23 protein-coding genes and 1 other annotated feature are annotated in these 18,413 nt (G+C 46.3%); of the genes, 10 read left to right on the forward strand and 13 right to left on the reverse strand.

From position 1 onward, the window contains the following. Positions 1–321: 321 nt before the first annotated feature. Together AC58QD_RS28070 and ylbJ are read right to left on the reverse strand one after the other, a co-directional pair. Entirely contained in the window at positions 322–1,131 is an 810-nt protein-coding gene (locus AC58QD_RS28070; protein ID WP_497338357.1) for an NAD kinase, read from the reverse strand. Between the two features lie 85 nt (positions 1,132–1,216). Further along, on the reverse strand, positions 1,217–2,524 hold the full coding sequence (ylbJ, locus tag AC58QD_RS28075) for a sporulation integral membrane protein YlbJ (protein ID WP_497338358.1): 1,308 nt from the start codon (positions 2,522–2,524) through the stop codon (positions 1,217–1,219). Positions 2,525–2,906: 382 nt separating this feature from the next. On the opposite strand from ylbJ, the gene AC58QD_RS28080 reads away from it, so the two are divergent. Then, positions 2,907–3,299, forward strand: coding sequence for a globin domain-containing protein (locus AC58QD_RS28080; RefSeq protein ID WP_497338359.1), 393 nt, complete (start codon positions 2,907–2,909; stop codon positions 3,297–3,299). 61 nt (positions 3,300–3,360) lie between these two features. Then, positions 3,361–4,065, forward strand: a complete 705-nt coding sequence (locus AC58QD_RS28085) for a DUF2225 domain-containing protein (protein WP_497338456.1) — start codon at positions 3,361–3,363, stop codon at positions 4,063–4,065. A 21-nt stretch (positions 4,066–4,086) separates the two neighbouring features. Here AC58QD_RS28085 and AC58QD_RS28090 read toward each other — a convergent pair whose 3' ends face one another. Both AC58QD_RS28090 and AC58QD_RS28095 read right to left on the reverse strand, forming a co-directional pair. Then, positions 4,087–4,335: a hypothetical protein gene (locus AC58QD_RS28090; RefSeq protein ID WP_497338360.1), complete on the reverse strand. Its 249-nt coding sequence runs from the start codon at positions 4,333–4,335 to the stop codon at positions 4,087–4,089. Further along, on the reverse strand, positions 4,332–4,511 hold the full coding sequence (locus tag AC58QD_RS28095) for a YycC family protein (RefSeq protein WP_497338361.1): 180 nt from the start codon (positions 4,509–4,511) through the stop codon (positions 4,332–4,334). Before AC58QD_RS28095 ends, AC58QD_RS28090 begins: the two co-directional genes overlap by 4 nt. A 152-nt stretch (positions 4,512–4,663) precedes the next feature. Here AC58QD_RS28095 and AC58QD_RS28100 point away from each other — a divergent pair, with 152 nt between their 5' ends. Further along, positions 4,664–6,457 (forward strand): M3 family oligoendopeptidase, encoded by a 1,794-nt coding sequence (locus AC58QD_RS28100; RefSeq protein ID WP_497338362.1) that lies wholly within the window; start codon positions 4,664–4,666, stop codon positions 6,455–6,457. Between the two features lie 22 nt (positions 6,458–6,479). On the opposite strand, the gene AC58QD_RS28105 is transcribed toward AC58QD_RS28100, so the two are convergent. Continuing rightward, positions 6,480–7,739, reverse strand: coding sequence for a methyl-accepting chemotaxis protein (locus tag AC58QD_RS28105; protein WP_497338363.1), 1,260 nt, complete (start codon positions 7,737–7,739; stop codon positions 6,480–6,482). Positions 7,740–8,007: 268 nt separating this feature from the next. Here AC58QD_RS28105 and AC58QD_RS28110 point away from each other — a divergent pair, with 268 nt between their 5' ends. Then, complete coding sequence (locus AC58QD_RS28110) at positions 8,008–8,229, forward strand: hypothetical protein (RefSeq protein WP_497338364.1); 222 nt, start codon at positions 8,008–8,010, stop codon at positions 8,227–8,229. 194 nt (positions 8,230–8,423) lie between these two features. Continuing rightward, a complete protein-coding gene (locus AC58QD_RS28115) occupies positions 8,424–8,792 on the forward strand; it encodes an O-methyltransferase (protein ID WP_497338365.1) in 369 nt (122 codons plus the stop codon). Between the two features lie 177 nt (positions 8,793–8,969). Here the strand turns inward: AC58QD_RS28115 and AC58QD_RS28120 are convergent, their stop codons facing one another. Continuing rightward, positions 8,970–9,203, reverse strand: coding sequence for an alpha/beta-type small acid-soluble spore protein (locus AC58QD_RS28120; RefSeq protein ID WP_497338366.1), 234 nt, complete (start codon positions 9,201–9,203; stop codon positions 8,970–8,972). A 133-nt stretch (positions 9,204–9,336) separates the two neighbouring features. Here AC58QD_RS28120 and AC58QD_RS28125 point away from each other — a divergent pair, with 133 nt between their 5' ends. Then, on the forward strand, positions 9,337–9,843 hold the full coding sequence (locus AC58QD_RS28125; RefSeq protein ID WP_497338367.1) for a hypothetical protein: 507 nt from the start codon (positions 9,337–9,339) through the stop codon (positions 9,841–9,843). Here the strand turns inward: AC58QD_RS28125 and AC58QD_RS28130 are convergent. From AC58QD_RS28130 to AC58QD_RS28150, 5 genes are all read right to left on the reverse strand, one after another. Then, the gene (locus tag AC58QD_RS28130; RefSeq protein ID WP_497338368.1) at positions 9,832–10,794 is read right to left on the reverse strand and encodes a PfkB family carbohydrate kinase; all 963 of its coding nucleotides are present in this window, start codon (positions 10,792–10,794) and stop codon (positions 9,832–9,834) included. The two genes, AC58QD_RS28125 and AC58QD_RS28130, sit on opposite strands and share 12 nt — an antisense overlap. 15 nt (positions 10,795–10,809) lie before the next feature. Then, positions 10,810–11,760 (reverse strand): aldose 1-epimerase, encoded by a 951-nt coding sequence (locus tag AC58QD_RS28135; protein WP_497338369.1) that lies wholly within the window; start codon positions 11,758–11,760, stop codon positions 10,810–10,812. A gap of 146 nt (positions 11,761–11,906) precedes the next feature. Then, entirely contained in the window at positions 11,907–12,842 is a 936-nt protein-coding gene (locus AC58QD_RS28140) for a TIGR03943 family putative permease subunit (protein WP_497338370.1), read from the reverse strand. A 26-nt stretch (positions 12,843–12,868) separates the two neighbouring features. After that, entirely contained in the window at positions 12,869–13,852 is a 984-nt protein-coding gene (locus AC58QD_RS28145; protein ID WP_497338457.1) for a permease, read from the reverse strand. Between the two features lie 148 nt (positions 13,853–14,000). Further along, positions 14,001–14,528 carry a MogA/MoaB family molybdenum cofactor biosynthesis protein gene (locus AC58QD_RS28150; RefSeq protein ID WP_497338371.1) on the reverse strand — a complete coding sequence of 176 codons (528 nt, stop codon included), beginning with the start codon at positions 14,526–14,528 and terminating at the stop codon, positions 14,001–14,003. A 204-nt stretch (positions 14,529–14,732) separates the two neighbouring features. Between AC58QD_RS28150 and rpmG the strand changes: the two genes are divergently transcribed. Beyond that, a complete protein-coding gene (gene rpmG / locus AC58QD_RS28155; protein WP_497338372.1) occupies positions 14,733–14,882 on the forward strand; it encodes a 50S ribosomal protein L33 in 150 nt (49 codons plus the stop codon). 20 nt (positions 14,883–14,902) lie between these two features. Next, positions 14,903–15,148 (forward strand) — a binding site (T-box leader). Positions 15,149–15,223: 75 nt separating this feature from the next. Beyond that, the gene (gene trpS / locus AC58QD_RS28160) at positions 15,224–16,210 is read left to right on the forward strand and encodes a tryptophan--tRNA ligase (protein WP_497338373.1); all 987 of its coding nucleotides are present in this window, start codon (positions 15,224–15,226) and stop codon (positions 16,208–16,210) included. Positions 16,211–16,238: 28 nt separating this feature from the next. On the opposite strand, the gene AC58QD_RS28165 is transcribed toward trpS, so the two are convergent. After that, positions 16,239–16,418 (reverse strand): DUF5325 family protein, encoded by a 180-nt coding sequence (locus tag AC58QD_RS28165; protein WP_497338374.1) that lies wholly within the window; start codon positions 16,416–16,418, stop codon positions 16,239–16,241. 220 nt (positions 16,419–16,638) lie between these two features. Here AC58QD_RS28165 and AC58QD_RS28170 point away from each other — a divergent pair, with 220 nt between their 5' ends. Beyond that, positions 16,639–16,860 carry an alpha/beta-type small acid-soluble spore protein gene (locus AC58QD_RS28170; RefSeq protein WP_497338458.1) on the forward strand — a complete coding sequence of 74 codons (222 nt, stop codon included), beginning with the start codon at positions 16,639–16,641 and terminating at the stop codon, positions 16,858–16,860. Positions 16,861–16,943: 83 nt separating this feature from the next. Here the strand turns inward: AC58QD_RS28170 and AC58QD_RS28175 are convergent, their stop codons facing one another. Next, positions 16,944–17,927 carry a metal-dependent hydrolase gene (locus AC58QD_RS28175; protein ID WP_497338375.1) on the reverse strand — a complete coding sequence of 328 codons (984 nt, stop codon included), beginning with the start codon at positions 17,925–17,927 and terminating at the stop codon, positions 16,944–16,946. Positions 17,928–18,022: 95 nt separating this feature from the next. Here AC58QD_RS28175 and AC58QD_RS28180 point away from each other — a divergent pair, with 95 nt between their 5' ends. Beyond that, complete coding sequence (locus AC58QD_RS28180; RefSeq protein WP_497338376.1) at positions 18,023–18,307, forward strand: hypothetical protein; 285 nt, start codon at positions 18,023–18,025, stop codon at positions 18,305–18,307. The last annotated feature ends 106 nt before the right edge of the window (positions 18,308–18,413 follow it).

An 18,413-nucleotide genomic window follows, 5' to 3' on the forward strand; every position in this document is an offset into this window, starting at 1 on the left:
ATGGACCAAATGCTTATATGAGCATGTATTTGCAGTATTCGTCATTTCTATGGGTGTTAAAATCCTGCGAGTGAGTGAGCATTCGTGAGAAAAACCCTTAAAACCGAGGGAAGGGCAGGAAAATGGAGCGGAAAAGCGTTAGCGGTCGCATTTGAACATCGCATTCTCACAACTAAAAAATAAATTCAAAGAATACGATTTCAAGAGCGATTGTAGCCCATCTTCCTGCACTCCCACGCGACTAACCGAACTCAACCACCAAGGACCTGGCCACCGGCCAGGTTCTTTAAAAGTAATAATTGGTGGCATCCAACCTCACAACTACTCTACAATCTCCCCAATAAAAGCTTCCCTTACCCGGTTCCAGAAAGGAAAAGGACGAAAGCGAGCGAAGCTGACCTTCTGCTCGGCAACCATACTGCGGATCGATATAATATGATTCATCTGGACGTTCATATGGTCGATCGTGAGCAGCATATTCATTTTTTTCTTGGGATAAATATCGCAGTGATGATGCTTCGGCAGCACAATAGAAGAACCGAGAGAGCGATACACCCGATTGTTGAGAGAGGCCATCTCTGCAATCTGAATCGCTTCCAGGGATGGATGCAGCAAAGCGCCGTTCAAGCTCTTATTATAGCCCGTACTTCCTGAAGGCGTAGAGATGCAGATGCCATCGCCTCGGAACATTTCGAATCGCTCATCGTTAATATGCAGCTCAGCAACTAATGTGGCATCGGCACCCTTCAGAGTGAACTCATTCAGGGCTAAGTGTGTTTGAATCCCTTTTTCCGTTGCAATCTCAATCTGTACGATGGGATATTTGACGGTTCGCAAGGGGGGTGAGTCGGATGCTGCAGCCATACTGTCTACAAGAGACTCTACTTCCTGCGGCTTCCAATCGGCATAAAAGCCGAGATGCCCGGTATGAATACCGACAAAGGAGGTTGTGTCCAACTTGCTTGAATACATATGAAAAGCGTGCAGCATAGTTCCATCGCCACCAACGGAGACGACTAGATCAGGTTCATTGATATCCTGTTTCAATCCGCGCTTGGCAGCAAGCTCATGGAGAAGGTCTTTCGTTTGAATAGATATGTCGTCGCCTCTATGGACTACGTTATATTTCACTGCGGGCTCACCCCTGATTGTGCTTAAACTTAGCTTTATCATAATCAATTCTGCGCCAAGACACAATCCCGAATCGATCTCTCCCTCAGTTAGCTTTGCCCCACCAGCTAAAAACGCTGCGTAACGGTCTTAACAAAGTATAACCTGCAAACATAGCTGCAATAGCAGCAAGCGCGACCACTGACATGGATATTGAAATCGAATAGAGCAGAGGCAATAGGTGAATACCCATCCCCTGTCCTGCATCAATTCCAGTCCCTACCCCAACGCCTGTGCTGACAACGGGGAATCCAAATGTCGGTGCCGCCTTCAGAATGGCATGTCGAAGAGGCTGGAGAGGCGACCAAAGAACATAGACTAACACCAGTGCCAACACAGAGTGCAATCCTCTTGCCGCGACAAAAGGCCAATAGCGCAGATTGGTCCGGTTCAGCAAGCTTACGATTTGCGCATGTACGCATAATCCGCCCCATGACAGGATGAAAGCTGCAACCGCTACTTTATGAATCAGGAGAAGGTGAATACCTGCATCGGATGAGGATCGAGCTCCTAATGTCACCTCGAATATCCCGTTTATGATCGATTGGGACAATTCTTGAGGGATAGAAGCCATTCTTAACACAGAGGCGGTCAATTGCGACAGACTGCTCATAAGATGAGTAATGCTCATGATTTCCAGAATGACACAGAAGAACACAACCAGGCCGCCAATAACCATTACTAGTCGAAGGGAAGCTTGTACGGCGTCCTGAAGCATCAGCCAGAAGCTGCGGCCGTCCTGAAGGCGAGTATGATGCATAGCTTGTAAGGCCCGCCGAAAGATACTAGCTCGAGATATTACTGGATTTGTTGCAGGTCCGGATTCTAAAGTAAGCTTTTTTCCATGCATCCGCATGAGCAGTCCGATTACGATGGCTGAGCCATAATGAGCAACGGCTAGAATAAGAGCCAGGCTCACATCATGGAAGAACCCAACCGAGACCGCTCCAATCAGGAAGATGGGGTCTGAGGAGGTGGTGAAAGCCACTAGACGCTCCCCTTCGTCGCGGGTAACAAGTCGCTGCTCCCAGAGCTGAGCGGTTAATCTCGCGCCTACGGGGTAACCAGAGGCGAAGCCCATTGCCATCACGAAGCCTCCGATGCCGGGAACTCGGAATAAAGGACGCATCATAGGATCGAGCAGGGTACCAAAGAAATGAACCACTCCGAAGCCTAACATAAGCTCGGCAATGACGAAGAACGGGAACAGAGCTGGAAACAATATATCCCACCATATAGAAAGCCCTTGTAAGGCTGCCCTCCATGCATCGGACGGGTAAATCGTCATAAGAACAATTAATAAGACAAGCATAGCTGCGAATACTGCTGTGGACCAATGCCGCAAGGTTAGCATGGGGTGCCTCCTAGTTCGATTATTACCTCCTATACGTATATGTTTACAGTTGAACAGTCATGCGGACAACCCAAATGAAAACGAATACAAAATGTTTGCGGCATTGCTGAAATTTCAAAAAATTTGTGGTACAATAAAAAAAAGAAGGGCGGAGTGATGCCTATGATGAGCGTAGTAGCAGGTCTAATCGTATGTGCCTTCGTTTTTGTAATTAAGGAAACATTGATGAGTTCCGCAGAGGAAGATATGGATAATTGAAGACTTACCAATTCTGTTCAACGATGTTATCTTTTCATAAGAAAAGATAGCATCGTCTTATTTTTGTATTGTATAATAATGGATAGAGTCAACATAGATATATCAGAGTAGGAGATCACAAGAAATGACATCCGAACATCAAGGTTTTACCATATATGAGGCTATTGGCGGAGAGACTGCAGTACGTCAGCTAGTAGAGTATTTCTACCCGCTTGTACAGGCGAATCCGATTATCGGTCCTTTGTTCCCGGAAGATATCACTCCTGTTGTAGAGAAGCAGTATTTGTTTCTGACCCAGTTTTTCGGAGGTCCTTCTTTATATTCGGACCAGTATGGGCATCCGATGATGCGAGCCAGACATCTCCCGTTTCCCATTACCCCTGAGAGGGCGGAGGCATGGCTTTCCTGCATGAATGCAGCGCTTCAGAAATTGGGTATCGATCCAGAGCTCCAAAAGGCAGTTCTACTAAGGCTTAAAGGTCCTGCACACCATTTCGTAAATAAGGAAGCCGAGTAGCCATTTCGATTCATGAATTCACAAAAAAACTCAGGAGAGGGTGGTTTGACTCATAGTGGAAATGGAACCGTTGTACTTGATAAAAGTAAAATGCATGTGCTGCGAACACTCTTTTGAAACATCACGCGTCCGACCTAGTTTCAAAAAATCAAAGGGGTCAGACACCGATTTCTGCCTCCAATACAAAGAGATCAATCCGGACTTCTACATAGTTCGGGTGTGTCCCTTCTGCGGTTTCTCGGTGACCGAGAATTTCTCTAATAAGATGACCCCCAAGCAGAAATCAGATTACTATGATCGAATCGGCAAAAGCTGGAGTCCACGAGAGTTCGGAGGCGAGCGAGACTGGGCTACAGCCCTTCAGACCTTCAAGCTTGCCCTGTTATGTGCACAGATTAAGGGAGAACGAGACCGAATCTTGGCAGGAGTACTGCACCATATAGCCTGGTTATATCGGCATAAGAACGATAAGGTACAAGAGAACAGGTTCTTGCAATTTGCGCTTGAGGCCTACATCCGTGTATTCGAAGCCGGAGAGGAAAAGATGGATAACGCCCGTCTTATGTATCTGATCGGAGAGCTTAATCGGCGCATGAAAAATTATAACGAAGCGGTTCGCTGGTTCGGGAAAGTTATCAACGACAAGACAATTATGGACGCTGCTATGATTCGCGCTTGCCGTGAACAGTGGGTGGTCACTCGGGAGGATATGCTGGCAGATAAGCTGGAGCTTCCAGATGAACTAATGAACAAGCCCAAGGGATAACTCCCTCGGGCTTGTTCTCATTCATTCCTCTCCGTAAGAGCCTCGGAGGGGGCGATCTGCTAATATATAATCGGAATCCACATTGATCGCGGTTACTTTTTCATGGCAACATGGAAATACAAGTAGTCGTTTGCTGCCTTGTTGAATCTGTTGGAGATCTTTCTTCTTGAGCGGAAGCATAACGTTAGGTTTTTGGCAAAAGGGACATTCATGTACATAAATATCTCCGCGGATCGCGTCATAAGGCCATGTGTTACGGAAAGGAATCATTGTTCAGTCTTCTCATTGGACGCATCCGTTTTCTGGCTGGATTGTTCCTCTTGGGCGAGCTCCATGAGCTTGCGTACTAGGATATGTTGCGGCATGTGCATCAGATGTTCCAATGGTACATTCAATTTTGCGGCTAGTTTCACAGCGGTTTCAGGAGATATTTGCAGTGGTTTCATAAGACATTCCTCCGTTGTTCGATTACTTTAGTTATACACTACTTTCTGCGGAAGTCCAACCTCTTCTATTCAAGCTATGGCATTTTATTTCACCTCTGAAGTATGATTAAATGGAAAGGTAGTTGAGTATGAAGTAGAAAGGTGAGATAGCCATGAAGCAACCGCTCAGTCTCGTTTGGGATATGGACGTCATTTTTGCAGGAGGCAGCGCTTCGCCAGCCTTTTCGCAATTTATGGAGGAGCTGGAGGGACAGATTCAACAATTCCGTTCAAGTCTGGAGAAATTCGTTTACCCGGCAAATGATGGAACAGGAGCTCCATTACTTCCCCTTGTGAATACGATGCAGAGCATCCTGCTTAAGATCCGCGAAGCGGACTCGTTCGTAGCTTGTTTGACCGCTGAGAATCAAGATGATAAGAAAGCTGTGCAACTGAACGGTAGAGTAGCTACAATGGGGGCGCAATTCAGCTCAGTGTTAACCCATTTTGACCAATTGTTGAAGCAGATTCCTGATGAAATTTGGAGCCGTCTTCTGCAGGAGGACGCTTTCGTACCAGTTGCATTTCCCTTAGACGAGCGTCGTCAATTAGCCAAAGAGAAGTTATCACCGGAACAAGAATCATTAATCAGTGATTTGTCCGTAGACGGTTACCACGGCTGGGGAGAATTGTACAATACAGCGGTGAGCAAATTCAGAATTCCTTTTGAGGACAATGGTACCATAACGGAGCTGTCAGCCGGTCAAGCGCATAACAAGCTGCATAGTCCAGATCGAGCCGTGAGAGAGAGGGTATTTGCGCAATGGGAGACCGCATGGGCGCAATCCGCTGATTTCTGTGCAGATGCTTTGAACCGTTTAGGCGGATTCCGATTGCAAGTGTACAAGAACAGAGGTTGGGATTCTGTTCTGAAGGAACCCCTCGATATCAATCGAATGTCCGATCAAACCCTGCAAGTAATGTGGAGTGTAATTGAACAGAACAAGCCTATATTCGTCTCTTACCTGCAACGTAAAGCGCAATTGCTTGGCCTCGAGACGTTAAGCTGGCACGATGTGGAGGCCCCGGTGGGCGCAGCAACCAAACCATATCCATTCGATGATGCAGCGACCCTTATCGTTGAACAGTTCCGTCGGTTCAGTCCGAAGATGGCGGACTTTGCGGAGATGGCGTTCGAGAAGAAATGGATCGAAGCGGAGGATCGTGCGGGTAAACGCCCTGGCGGGTTCTGTACATCGTTCCCGCTTAGTGAGCAAACCCGTATTTTCATGACCTATGCCAATACCGCTTCAAATGTATCAACATTGGCCCATGAGCTGGGACATGCTTATCACCAACACGTCATGAATGATATTCCTGGGCTTGCACAAGAATATGCGATGAACGTCGCGGAGACCGCTTCGACATTTGCTGAGATGATCGTGTCCGATGCGGCTGTGAAGAATGCTGCCAATGAAGAGGAAAGACTGGCTTTGTTGGAAGACAAAATTCAACGTTCCGTCGCGTTTTTCATGAACATTCATGCTAGAGTCTTGTTTGAAACGGAATTCTATGAAAAGCGCAGGAGCGGATTGGTAAGTGTCGAAGAATTAAATGAACTCATGATAAAAGCCCAGAAGCAAGGGTTTCAAGACGCATTAAGCGAATATCACCCCCATTTCTGGGCATCTAAGCTGCACTTCTATATCACAAGTGTTCCGTTCTACAATTTTCCATACACGTTCGGTTATTTGTTCAGTGCCGGGTTATACGCCAATGCGCTCAATGCAGGATCTGCATTCGAGGATCAATACATTGCTTTATTGCGTGATACTGGCAGTATGACGGTAGAACAACTAGCGATGAAACATCTGGGTGTAGATCTGACTCAACCTGAGTTCTGGCAAAACGCCGTTGATCTGGCAACCCAGGATGTCAAGACATTCCTGGAAATGACCGAGAAATAATCAAAGCCGCGTAATGCAGTCTCTACAATCGGAATATTTGAATGGTCCGCTGCAGTTGGCTCACGGATTGGGCCATCTGCTCGGACTGTACTACCATAGCCTCAACAGCGGCGATCTGTTCATTCATCGCCAGGGATACTTTTTCAGTACCTGCTGCAGATTGAATGGTGATGGTGGCAATGCTGTCCATAGTTGATGAGATCATCTTGGCGCTTTCTAACATGCGTTCGCTCTCGGCTGCGAACCCAGAGATCTGATCGGTAATGAAGCCGATACTCTCCACAATACGGGCAAAGATTGCCTCGGTTTCCTTGATCAGGCTGGTCTGGGTATCTACGATCCGCTCATTCTGAACGATCTGCTTAAGCGCAAGGTCAATACCTTGTCCAATGCTTCGAACCAGCCCAAAAACCGCCTTAGTAGAAGCAGCGGATTCTTCAGCGAGCTTACGAACCTCCTGCGCCACAACTGCGAATCCTCTTCCTTGCTCACCGGCTCTCGCTGCTTCGATAGAGGCATTAAGCGACAGCAGGTTGGTCTGCTCCGCAATCTCCGAAATGGTATGCGTAATAGTCGAAATTCCATTCGCTTCCTGAGCCAGCTTGTCAATCGTTTTGGAAAGCGTGGAGGTTGCTTCTACGTTGCGCACCATCCCCTCGCTCTGACTCTCAACAGCTGCCCTCCCTTGATTAATCAAGGAAATCATAGCGTCCGATTGAGTATTCATCTCTCTAGTGGAAGAAGCATAATTGGATACCTTCGTTTCAATCTCCTTAATGGCCGACGCCATTCGTTCTATCTCGGTAGCTATTTGTTGGGATCCGGAGGCGAGCTCGTTGGCGCTGAAAGTCACTTGACCCATCACCTGCTTCATGTTCTGGTTCTTGTTGCTGCTATCCCTGGTTGTATCAGCGACATGACGAGTAATCCCTGTCGTTTCGTTCAGAATATCGCGAAGTTTGTCGATCATACGATTGAAGGAGCGTCCCAGCTCACCCAATGCATCATCACTTGTGACGTCTACCTTAATAGAGAAATCTCCTTTGGAGATATTCAGGGCAATGCTAGAAATACTCTCAATTGGTCCTGTAAGCGCTCTCTCGAGAAAGCTGATTAAAGGGTAACTAATGCCGAACATGACTAGTGCAAGCACGATAGCCACCACAATAGACGCATCTGAAGCGGATGCAAATATCAGCAAAACCGCAGAAAATACGGCAACGAGTGAAAAACAACCTACCTGGAGCTTGCGTTTAAAAGATAGTGAATCAAACCAGGACATTAACAATTACCCCATTCCCCATTAATATTAGCTAAGACAGGTAAATTATAACATGTCGAAAGAAATCGGTCTATTACGGACTTGGGTATACACTAGTTCTCAAGTCTCTAGCAAACACTGGGATTTATTTGTATAATCAAGTAGAGACTCCCCCCGCAAATTCGCTGGTCTCAGCGAATGCTGTATACCAGACGGTATCAAATATGCTAAACGGTGGCTATTCACTGTGATTCGCAAAACCGTTTATGTTCGGAAGAGAGGGATACCAATGACATTAAGGAATTGTAAGGATTGCGGCAAGCTTTTCGTGATGCAAAAGGCGGAATACTGCAGTGATTGTCAGACTGCGAATAATCAGCAATTTATGAAAATCCGGGACTATTTGAAGCGTCATCCAAAGAGCACTATTATGGAAATACATACTAAGACAGGTGTCCCAGTCTCCAAGATCCTAGAAATGCGCAATACGGAATATGTTCCTTATGGCTAGCCCAATACACATTATCTATCCATAAAGACCCTCCTTCTAGTTAGAGAAAGGAGGGTCTTTTGTATTATTTTTGTAGTCGATAATACACATATATTGTAAAGCATTGTTGAAATAGGAATAAGTTGCTTGTATACTATGACTTACGACCTATAAATATACATAATATTACAAATTTAGCGAGAAAGGAGGAATTTATGATTATCACAAATCTTCCGCTTACCCGCCAGTTGGACATCGTATTCAGGGAGCTTAGGAATGAATTGTCGCAGTTGTCGTCAGGAACGGTGTTCATCCAGATCCGGAATAACTTGATCGGGAAATTCGGCGTCCGTCATCTGCCGCTTGAGGCTAGAGACGGGAAAGTCGAACAACAAGTGAAGACAGGGTTATCCACGACACAACAAACGTCATTTCTGAGCATGGCTTTGCAATCGTTGGAATACAAGAAGCATTGGACGCATGGCGAGATCTGTTTCGATTTCACCATACGGCAAAGTATGCTCTGTGCAAGCGTTCAGTTTGAGTCGAATTACAACATGGCAAGTTTATTGACGGACAGATAATACTCTTATTTCTACTGCAATTATTCCGATTTCATGCTAAAGTTGTCCGGCAGCTTATTGCTGCAGGGCAGCTTTTTTTCATTACTCGCTCCCTATCTCAATGAACAGCAAAAAGCCTGGCACGTATCCGGGGCGATCTAAAGCACCAGAGGAGCCAGACTTGTTCATTCATTTGGATTAAAAAATTTTGTTTCCGCCTAATTGCTGCTCAGCGATCTGAACCAGACGTTTCGTTATGTATCCGCCCAGTGCTCCTGCGTCCCGAGTAGCCATATAACCCATATAGCCGTCTGTAGGGATTTGTATACCTAATTCTTGAGCAATTTCATATTTCATTTGGTCAATTGCAGCTGAAGCTTGTGGAACCAATAGGGAGTTGCTGCGGCGACTTCTTTGTTGTCCTGCTGCCATTTGATATCACCTCCGTTTGATACGTATTATGGACATTATGGGAAATTATACTCCTTGCATGAATTGGTAAATGTAACCACACCGGGTAGTCTGGTATAATTAATACCATTAGTAGTGTAGGAGGGAAAGGACCATGCAGCAAAGCTTTCGATTGGAATGTAAAGGGATGAAGCTTGAGAAGGAGCTTCACATTGTGCAGGCTGAAGTCATAGTGGAAGCAGATGGGGAGACGGTGATCGATGAATCGATGTGTGTGGATGTAGGCTTGCCTGCCTTAATGCTGAGCTGCTTCCAACCAACACACCCGAATCGGTGGGCGTCTATTGATGAATGGCAATCGATCCCTTTTTTTGTATGCGGCTGCGGAGATCCGGAATGTCGGGGAATCTCGTTCAGGACCCGATTATTGAATGAGGGGAAGGAGATTGAATGGGTACTGGTAGAACAAGCGGAGGATCGGTCCTATAGAGAGCAGGAGACCTATGTATTCAATTTGCGTTCCTACAAACAACAAGTATTACTTGTATCCGATCAATTCCTGACAGTCATAGACGAAAAGGACTACCGCCCTCTGATGAAAGATACAGAAGAGGTAGTCCGCCGTATGGCTGATGATATAAGGACTAGCTTAGCTCGTTAAGAGAGATGTAAGAATAGGGTCCGCTGTTATCTTGGCACGCAGCGTCTTGCAGTTATTCTCGGGGGACTCGATTGTCCATCCGGCTACCTTGGTACCGCATATTACAGCTTGCGAGAGAGGGAGCCCTTGAATAAGCCCCATAACGGTTCCGGAGAAGAAGGCGTCGCCAGCCCCACTAGAATCCTCAACCGATACCGGGAATATCGTCTGAGTGCCGGATTCGTCTGTTCCCTTATCATAATATACGGAGCCCTCAGCACCCAGTGTAATGACTAATTGCTGCAAATCCAGCTTCAAGGCTAATTCACGAATGGCTTGGATTCGGCCAGCCTCGCCCAAGTCAATATAAGAATATCCAAGTAATCTTTCCGCCTCAACATGATTACAGATAAAGCAAGCAAGCTTGGATAATAGCTCAGGCTTCTGAAGAATAACGTCCAGATTGCCTGGAATGCCGTATACGGGCTTCTTGGCCTCCTCGGCGAGCTTAAGAACAGCTGAGGACAGCTCAGCATTGAGGTCCAGCTCTAGCAGGATATGGGAGGAAGTCTGCAGCATCTCCAATCCATGTTGATCGAAGCCGTCTGTCATGGAGGTCAGATCGGGCATCTGGGAGATGGAACCAGCCAGATCTCCGCTCTCATCCAGCACAGCTAACCACATTCCCATCCCTTCCCGTTCCGCCTTGACCATGAACTTGGTATCCACATTAGAAGCTTCAAGACGTGTCAACACCTCTTGTCCTAGTCCAGATGCATCGACTGATGAGAAAAGCCCGGTAGGGACACCCATCAGTCCCAGATTCTCAGCTACATTCCTCCCTACTCCTCCATGAACGAACTGAATCCGCCCCAAATTACGACCTGTCGGAAGATAAGTATTGAAAGGAAATCCCTTACAATCAATAAATACAGTACCAATAACAATAGCAAAACCTTGATTAGATTTCATTGTATAATAACGCTCCTATTCTCGGGTAATCTTCATGTCAATCCACAAGTTCCGTGTCTCCCCTGGAGCAAGTGAGCTGAATCCTGTTATCGCAGGATCCATCCGTAAATTAGGCGCATTGGTTACCCATGTGTAAGGTTCAATGCAGATATAGTCCTGTGCCAATCCCTTGGTGTAGATTACCCATTGTTTGAACGTTTCCGAAGCGCTGTACGTAATCGAGTAGCCTTCCTTGGATAATACAGCTTTTACTGGGTTCGAGCCGATCTGGAATATAGTATCCATGTTCTGGCCTGCCAATGAAATACCGGCAGTCAGCTCAGAATAGGGTCCGGGCGGAAGCAAATTCTCTGTCGGCATTGCATCAGGGTCCAGCTCCCAAATGGATTCGACCGGCAGCTGGAACGTCCATTGCTCAGGCTTCCCATCTAACATAAACCACGTATGCAGACCAAAGCCGTAAGGAGCGTGGAGATCGCTGTGATTCGTGGCGCTTACTTCCTGCAAGAGGCCATTGACAGTGAGGGTATAGGTAACCTCAATGGTTAGATCATGCGGGTATTGCTCGGCCAGTTCAGAGAAATGTGCCGTGCGAAAGGAGGTTGTGATCGATACTCCTGCAGCAGTCTCTTCCGTGCGAGCGATCTGCCAAGGGCGGCTTCTTAATATACCATGAATATGATGTCCGGCCGGTGTGTTAATCGCCAATTGATATTTCCTGCCATCAAATTCGAACGCTCCATGTCGAATCCGGTTCGGAGGCATCATCATAGGGATGCCGAAATGCCCGGGCTGCTCCACAATCGCATCAAGGCTTTCAGGAACACGCAATAGTTCCCGTTCAGCCGCTTTGTCCCACATCCGTATTACATTGCTTCCTATGGAAGGGAGCAGGGTGATCGAGAATTGCTCGTTGTCCAGTATGTAGGAGGGAACACCTTGCCATGTTCCTTGGGTAATAGACATTTGGAATGGATGCTCCTTTAACAATCGGAATACTTTCCTTTAATTTATCTTACTTCAGAAAGAAACGCCTTTAAGCCAAACTCATTTTAACAAAGTTCGCTTATGTCTGTCACGGACTAATGAATAGTGATGTGAAGATTGTTGTGTCAAGCGCCAAATTCATAATTAGGGTAAACGTACAGCTCCTTAGGCGCTTCGATTTTCTGAATTCGACTTGCTTGAATAACCATAAGCTTCGTTCCCTTATATTCGGTTTGGTCAATTTTACCTGTTAGTTGGATCCACTGATCGGTCGCGTACAGATTGCCCTTGTCGAATTGAACAAGCACCCCGTACGGGGCGGCGTCTGCAGAACAGCATTGTACTGTGAACCGTCCGATTACGAACTGATTATCACTCATATCCTCGTCTCGATAGACAAAGCCAGATAAATGGATCGTTTTACCTACAAAAGAATCCGCATACAGGTCTAAAGTTGTCAACGTCTCGATGTACAGTTCTTCTGGTACTTGGATAGTTGGTTCCTTATACAGTTTTTTGGCGTGCTTGGCGTATGGTTCTGTGTATTTGTCCGATGGAAACAGCTGCTTCAATTGTTCTTCGGTCAAGGCTGTATTCACTTCTTGGGTTCTGGCAGGGGGTCCCGGACTGAGTGGCTGTTGCTCTGCTATGACCTCTTTCGATTTGACGCTGCTCGAGCTGTTCAGGTTCATCCCTTTTTTGGCGGCCAGCGCGGTCCCCATAGAGGAGTCAGGCATTAGAAACCCGATCAGGAGCGGGAAAGCGAAAAGTCCGTAAAATATAACATTTTTGAACAGGGAACGGGAAGGCGTATGGTCATGTCCGTCATCTCCGCAATCACAGGCGGACTGTTGGCCCCGGAACAGGCGGAAAGAATCGTATAATTGGTAAGCCCCTACAATGTACAAGGCGATCGCCGACAGCTTGACATAGAGCAGCATACGGGGGGCGATATAATAAAGAATGGCGTCAGATTTGACCAATGTGGCTATATAGGCTGCGAAACCGAACAACAAGATAGCTTTTAACAGCGAATGAATTGCTAGCGTACGGGATGACACGAAACAGACTCCCCTTTCTTACTCCCCTATAAAATAAATCTTTCAAATAACAAGGAGCTTGCCAATACGAGAACAGCAACCCAGAATGTTAATACCAGCACAAACCGAGCACGGAATACGGATAACAGCATTAGTGTGTTTTTGAGATCAATCATAGGTCCAAATACAAGGAAAGTAAGCAAGGAACCGGCTGTAAAAGTTGCGGTAAAGGATGAGGCTACAAAAGCATCAGAGGTCGAGCATAGCGACAGAACATAGGCGAAGCCCATCATGAACAAGTGGGAGCTGTATTCCCCTTGCCCGATTGAGATTAGACTTTCTCTAGAGATTGCAGCTTGAATGCAGGCAGTGAGCATAGCACCAAATATCAGGAATTTGCCCATCTCAAAAAATTCATCTGAAGCGTGACCCAGAATAGAGAACAGTTTATTGCCGCTGGGGCGGGCATGAGTGTGACTGTGTCTTTGTTGATTGTCGTGAATATGAATTTGAGAGGGTTGGCTGATAGGAGCGGAAGGACTGACCCCTCTCAAGGGATTTGTTCTGAAAAAGCGATAAATGATAATTCCGATACAAAAGGCGACTAGAAATGCCATTCCCATACGCGAGTATGCCAGTTCTGGACGTGATCGAAATGCCATATAAGTAGCGGCGAATACTACCGGATTCAGGATGGGGCCTACTAGAATGAATACGACTGCTATGTACAAGGGCATTCCTTTCAACATAAGCCGTCTCACGATTGGGATCATCCCGCATTCGCATAAGGGGAATATCAGACCGAGCAGACAAGCGAATAAAATTCCTAGCACCGGATTGCGGGGAATCATTCTGCGTATCGTTTGTTCGGAAACGAAGGTCTGCAATAAGGCAGAGGTGACTACACCTAGAAGTACGAAAGGAATGGCTTCTAATACAATACTAATGAACAGTGTCTTGAAGTTAGCCCAATCAAAGGAAGCCAGAAAGGATATGTCCGGTAATGGTTTGCGGGTATAGATAAGTGCCATCAAGCTTATACAAGCTAGTCCAATCACAATGTGCAGACGTAAGCGTAATATCGTTTGCAACCGACATTCTCCTTTTAAGAAAGAATAGAACACTATAACGTATGCGGAGATTAAGCTGGATAGGACAAAGTTTGTGCCTGATGTCTGATTACGACAAGGAGCCCTTGCGGTCTTTGTAAATCTCACGCATGACATGCTTCAGCTCAGGTACAACAATCCTTGTCATAGCAAGCTTGACGGCGCCTGATGAGCCTGGCATGGAGAATACAGCTGTATTCCCGCATACACCTGCCACAGCGCGGCTAAGAATAGCGGCGGGTCCGATGTCTTCAGCGAAGCTCAAGTAACGGAATATTTCGCCGAAGCCCGGCATTTCTTTATCTAATACGTCACGCACTGCTTCATAAGTGGTATCGCGAAGGGCGATTCCGGTTCCTCCGTTCAGTAGTACGGCTTCTATATCCGTCGAGGCGGCTGCAGAACGAATCAGATCCTGTATAGGGGCATACTCGTCCTTCACAATGCGGTAATCGGCTATGATATATCCTTCTGCTTCTAATAATTGTTTCATTAGTTGGCCGCTCTTGTCGGTTTCTTCTGTTCGGGTGTCCGACACCGTGATGATCATACAGCGGACTGTTGTTGGAGCTTCTTTGCGATGCTCTTCGGTTGACATGGGAATCCTCCGTCCATAAGTAGGTGATGATACCAATATATCTCGTTTAATCGGTCCGTACAATCTCTTTCTACAGGAAGTTACCCGTCATTTTGCGGGGAAAAGTTAAACTTTATTTGACGCAAGACGCGACGACTGTTATTATATTAATTATGCGATTCTTGCGTGACTTACTGTTATGTATTGTAAAGGAGGTGTGTACCGATGCGCGTTATCGTTACTTTGGCTTGTACCGAAACGGGTGACCGTAACTATACAACCACTAAGAACAAAAAAACTCAAACTCAGCGTATTGAGATGAAGAAATTTTGCCCACGCCTGAAGAAAGTTACCCTTCACCGCGAAACTCGTTAAGTTTCGATCCGATGTTGGAGTGAATGGCGATGACAGGAAAAAGTAGGGAGCGTCTTCCGTTTCAGAGAGCCGATGTTGTAGCTGTGAGTCGGTGCGGAGCGTTTCTCGAATGGGTCCTGGAGCTTGAAGCCGAACCTTCGCATTACATGCGAGTGTGTGTAGGCTTAACGGAAGTTCCCCGTTATCGGAACAATAGGTTTCCATTGGTGAATTCTCTGTTCATGCGGAAACAAATTAGGGTGGTACCACGGCCTCTCGTCCCTTGCGACGAGGGCTTTTTTGTATTTTATTTGCGGTTAACATGTAATAGCAATAAATGAAAACGCGGGAGGTTATTCCATATGAAACGTGTGCTATCAGGTATACAACCAAGCGGTCAGCTTACACTAGGCAATTACATCGGCGCTTTGCGCAACTACGTGCTCCTTCAGGAAGAACATAAGTGTTTTTTCATGGTCGTCGATCTGCATGCTATCACAGTACCTCAGGACCCTGCTGCGCTGCGCGAGCAGACGGAATCGGTTACTGCCTTGTTCTTGGCCTCGGGAATTGATCCAGCCAAAGCAAGTGTCTTTCTTCAATCTCATGTCCGTGCGCATGCAGAGCTAGGCTGGTTGCTCACTACCTTAACTTACATGGGTGAACTAGAACGTATGACCCAATTCAAGGACAAATCAAGCGGCAAGGATTCCATTGGAGCCGGTTTGTTCACTTATCCTTCACTGATGGCTGCTGATATATTGCTGTATGGCACTGATCTGGTACCGGTTGGAGATGACCAGAAACAGCATTTGGAGCTGACGCGTGACTTGGCGGGCCGATTCAACCAACGCTTTGGTGATACTTTCCAGATTCCGGAACCATTCATCCCTAAGGTGGGGGCTAGAATCATGTCTCTTGACGATGCTTCCAAGAAGATGAGCAAGAGTAACCCGAATGCGGGCAGCTATATTGCCATGCTGGATGAGCCAGGAGTGATACGGAAGAAGATCAGCAGGGCTGTTACAGATTCTGGGCGCGAAGTGAAGTTTGATCCGGCGAATAAGCCAGAGATTACGAACTTGATAAGTATTTATGCGAGCTGCTCTGATCTGTCAGTTGCAGAGATTGAAGCGAAATACGAGGGACAAGGCTACGGACCGTTCAAGAAGGATCTGGCGGAGCGTGTCGTGGAAACGCTGGAGCCGATTCAGAGAAGATACAAAGAAATTCGCACCTCTGATGAGCTGGAAACTGTTCTTCGCCAAGGAGCGGAGCAAGCTGCAGCTATTGCGGATGAAACAGTGAAGCAAGTGAAAGAGAAGATGGGCTTCGTCTTGCCCCGCTAGAAGAGTAGAGAGAGGAGGTTTCGGAACATTAACCTCCTCTCTTCCTGCGCATGCGTGCGCTTAAGACGAATCCGTATCCCATGAAGGCTATGGCGCCTACTATGCAAAGAACAGCACCCAAGAGGCTGCGGTAAGCGATAGATAAGCTTACTCCACAGAGTAAGGCAACACTAATTACGGCGAATAACAAGGCTAATGAACGGTTCATACAAAGACCTCCTAAGTGTGTGTGCGGGTCGGAATAGCCCAAAAATTAGTAATTGTAATCTGCATACTCCCTAATCTATCGTAACATAATAAGCTTGCAAGCTTGCAAATGCAACTTGAGTCCCACCAAAGAGAAAGCAGAAGCTGATGAAGCGTATGCCGATTATTTGGACGGGGCCCGGTCATACCCATTACGTAGAATGAAAGGAGTGCTTATTATTATGGCGCGCAGTAACTCTCGGAACTCTCTGGTCGTACCGCAGGCAAGCCAGGCAATTGAACAAATGAAGTTTGAAATCGCTCAGGAGTTGGGGATTCAATTCCCTCAAGGCGGCTATTACGGTGAAATGACAAGCCGCGACACCGGATCAATCGGTGGTAACATAACTAAGAGGTTGGTACAAATTGGTCAACAGTCCATATCTGGTGGTTCACGCTACTAGGGTTACAACATAACAAAGCATGATAGAAGCTCAAGGGATTATTCCCTTGAGCTTCTTTATTGTACATATGAACATGCTCCGAATCAATACGCATCCATCTTCAATCGCTTCTCCAAGCGATCCTCGTTCAACCAGCCTACGTAAGAATCCATCGTATTATATTGCTTATCCATCAGCATTACGGCAACGAACGGATATTGCTTGCGGTGGCGATACCTTACATCTACCCAGCGCACTTCAAAGCCCCAAGAATGCTCCTTGAGCTCCGCGCAGGCATGTGAGGTTAAGTATAAGAAAGCTGCAACATCAGGATGACCCGTGGATTCGTCGATAGCCGGATGGGATTCGCATTCTACCTTGTCAATCCAGCGTAATTTGCCGTTCTTAAATTCTCCAAGCACATAGCGGCCGTTTCCCATCGATTTCACAACATTCCAGTTATACAAATGAATCGTGGGGATGACTAAGTAGCCATGCTCAGCTTCAAAGCTGTTGTCCTGCAGTTTCACTGTGCGAATCGCAACCCAATGGGCAATCGTCCGCCAAACGTAATAAATAGCGAGTAAAACATAAAGGGTTGGAAAAACAACATCTGGCGGAGCTAATCGGACCGACCATAGAAATATGGCAATGACATGACCAGCGAACAGAATAGGGTCGAAAATATGGATAATATTCCACGAAATCCACTTCTCACTGAACGGTCGAATGGCTTGTGTGCCGTAAGCATTGAAGCAATCCATGAATACATGGACTGCAACTGCTATGAAAGTCCATAAAGCTATGTGAGGGATCGAGGCGCCTTGAATAACAATAGCCAAGACTAACGTTATTAACACAGTCCAGATGGCAAGAGCCGGCAAGGAGTGGGACTTGCCGCGGTGGTTGCGGATATAAGAAGCATTTCCTCTGAACCTGAGCAGACCGTCTGAATCGGGAATCTGAGATCCAATAACCGTAGCGATCAGGACGGCGGTTGCGGTCAATGAATCAGAAGCAACAACGGGATCGACATATGCTAACCCAGCCAAGCCTACTCCTACGACTAGATGTGTACCAGTGTCCAAAAGAAGTCTCCTCCTAACAAGTCTGAACCAAATGGTGATACTATTATTGTATCATGATCTTCTTGAAAAAATAAATCTTACGAGGTGATTTAACAATGTATAAAGTTTTCGTTGAGTATAAGGTTAACCCGGAATATCAAGAAGCATACATCGCATTTATGAGCACCGTCCGGACGCGGTATCCGCATCTTGAGTTATTGGAAGCGACAGATCAAGATTCATTGTATGTTGAAATATGGCTGCTTGAAGAAGATGAAGATTTTAATATGTTTAAACAAGAACGCAAGGATGTGAAACACCCGCAATGGTCCATTATACTTCCGTGGATCGTCGGAGGTTCTGAAAAAACGAACATATGGAGGTTTCATAAGATACTATAATCCAATAAATGAATGATAAGATAGTCCATTATTTACGATGTTTATATCCATTGAATGTTCCATATCAGGCATGTAATCTTACAATAGGGATTCAACCTGATAAGGA

This window comes from Paenibacillus sp. J2R1T-4, assembly GCF_059692235.1.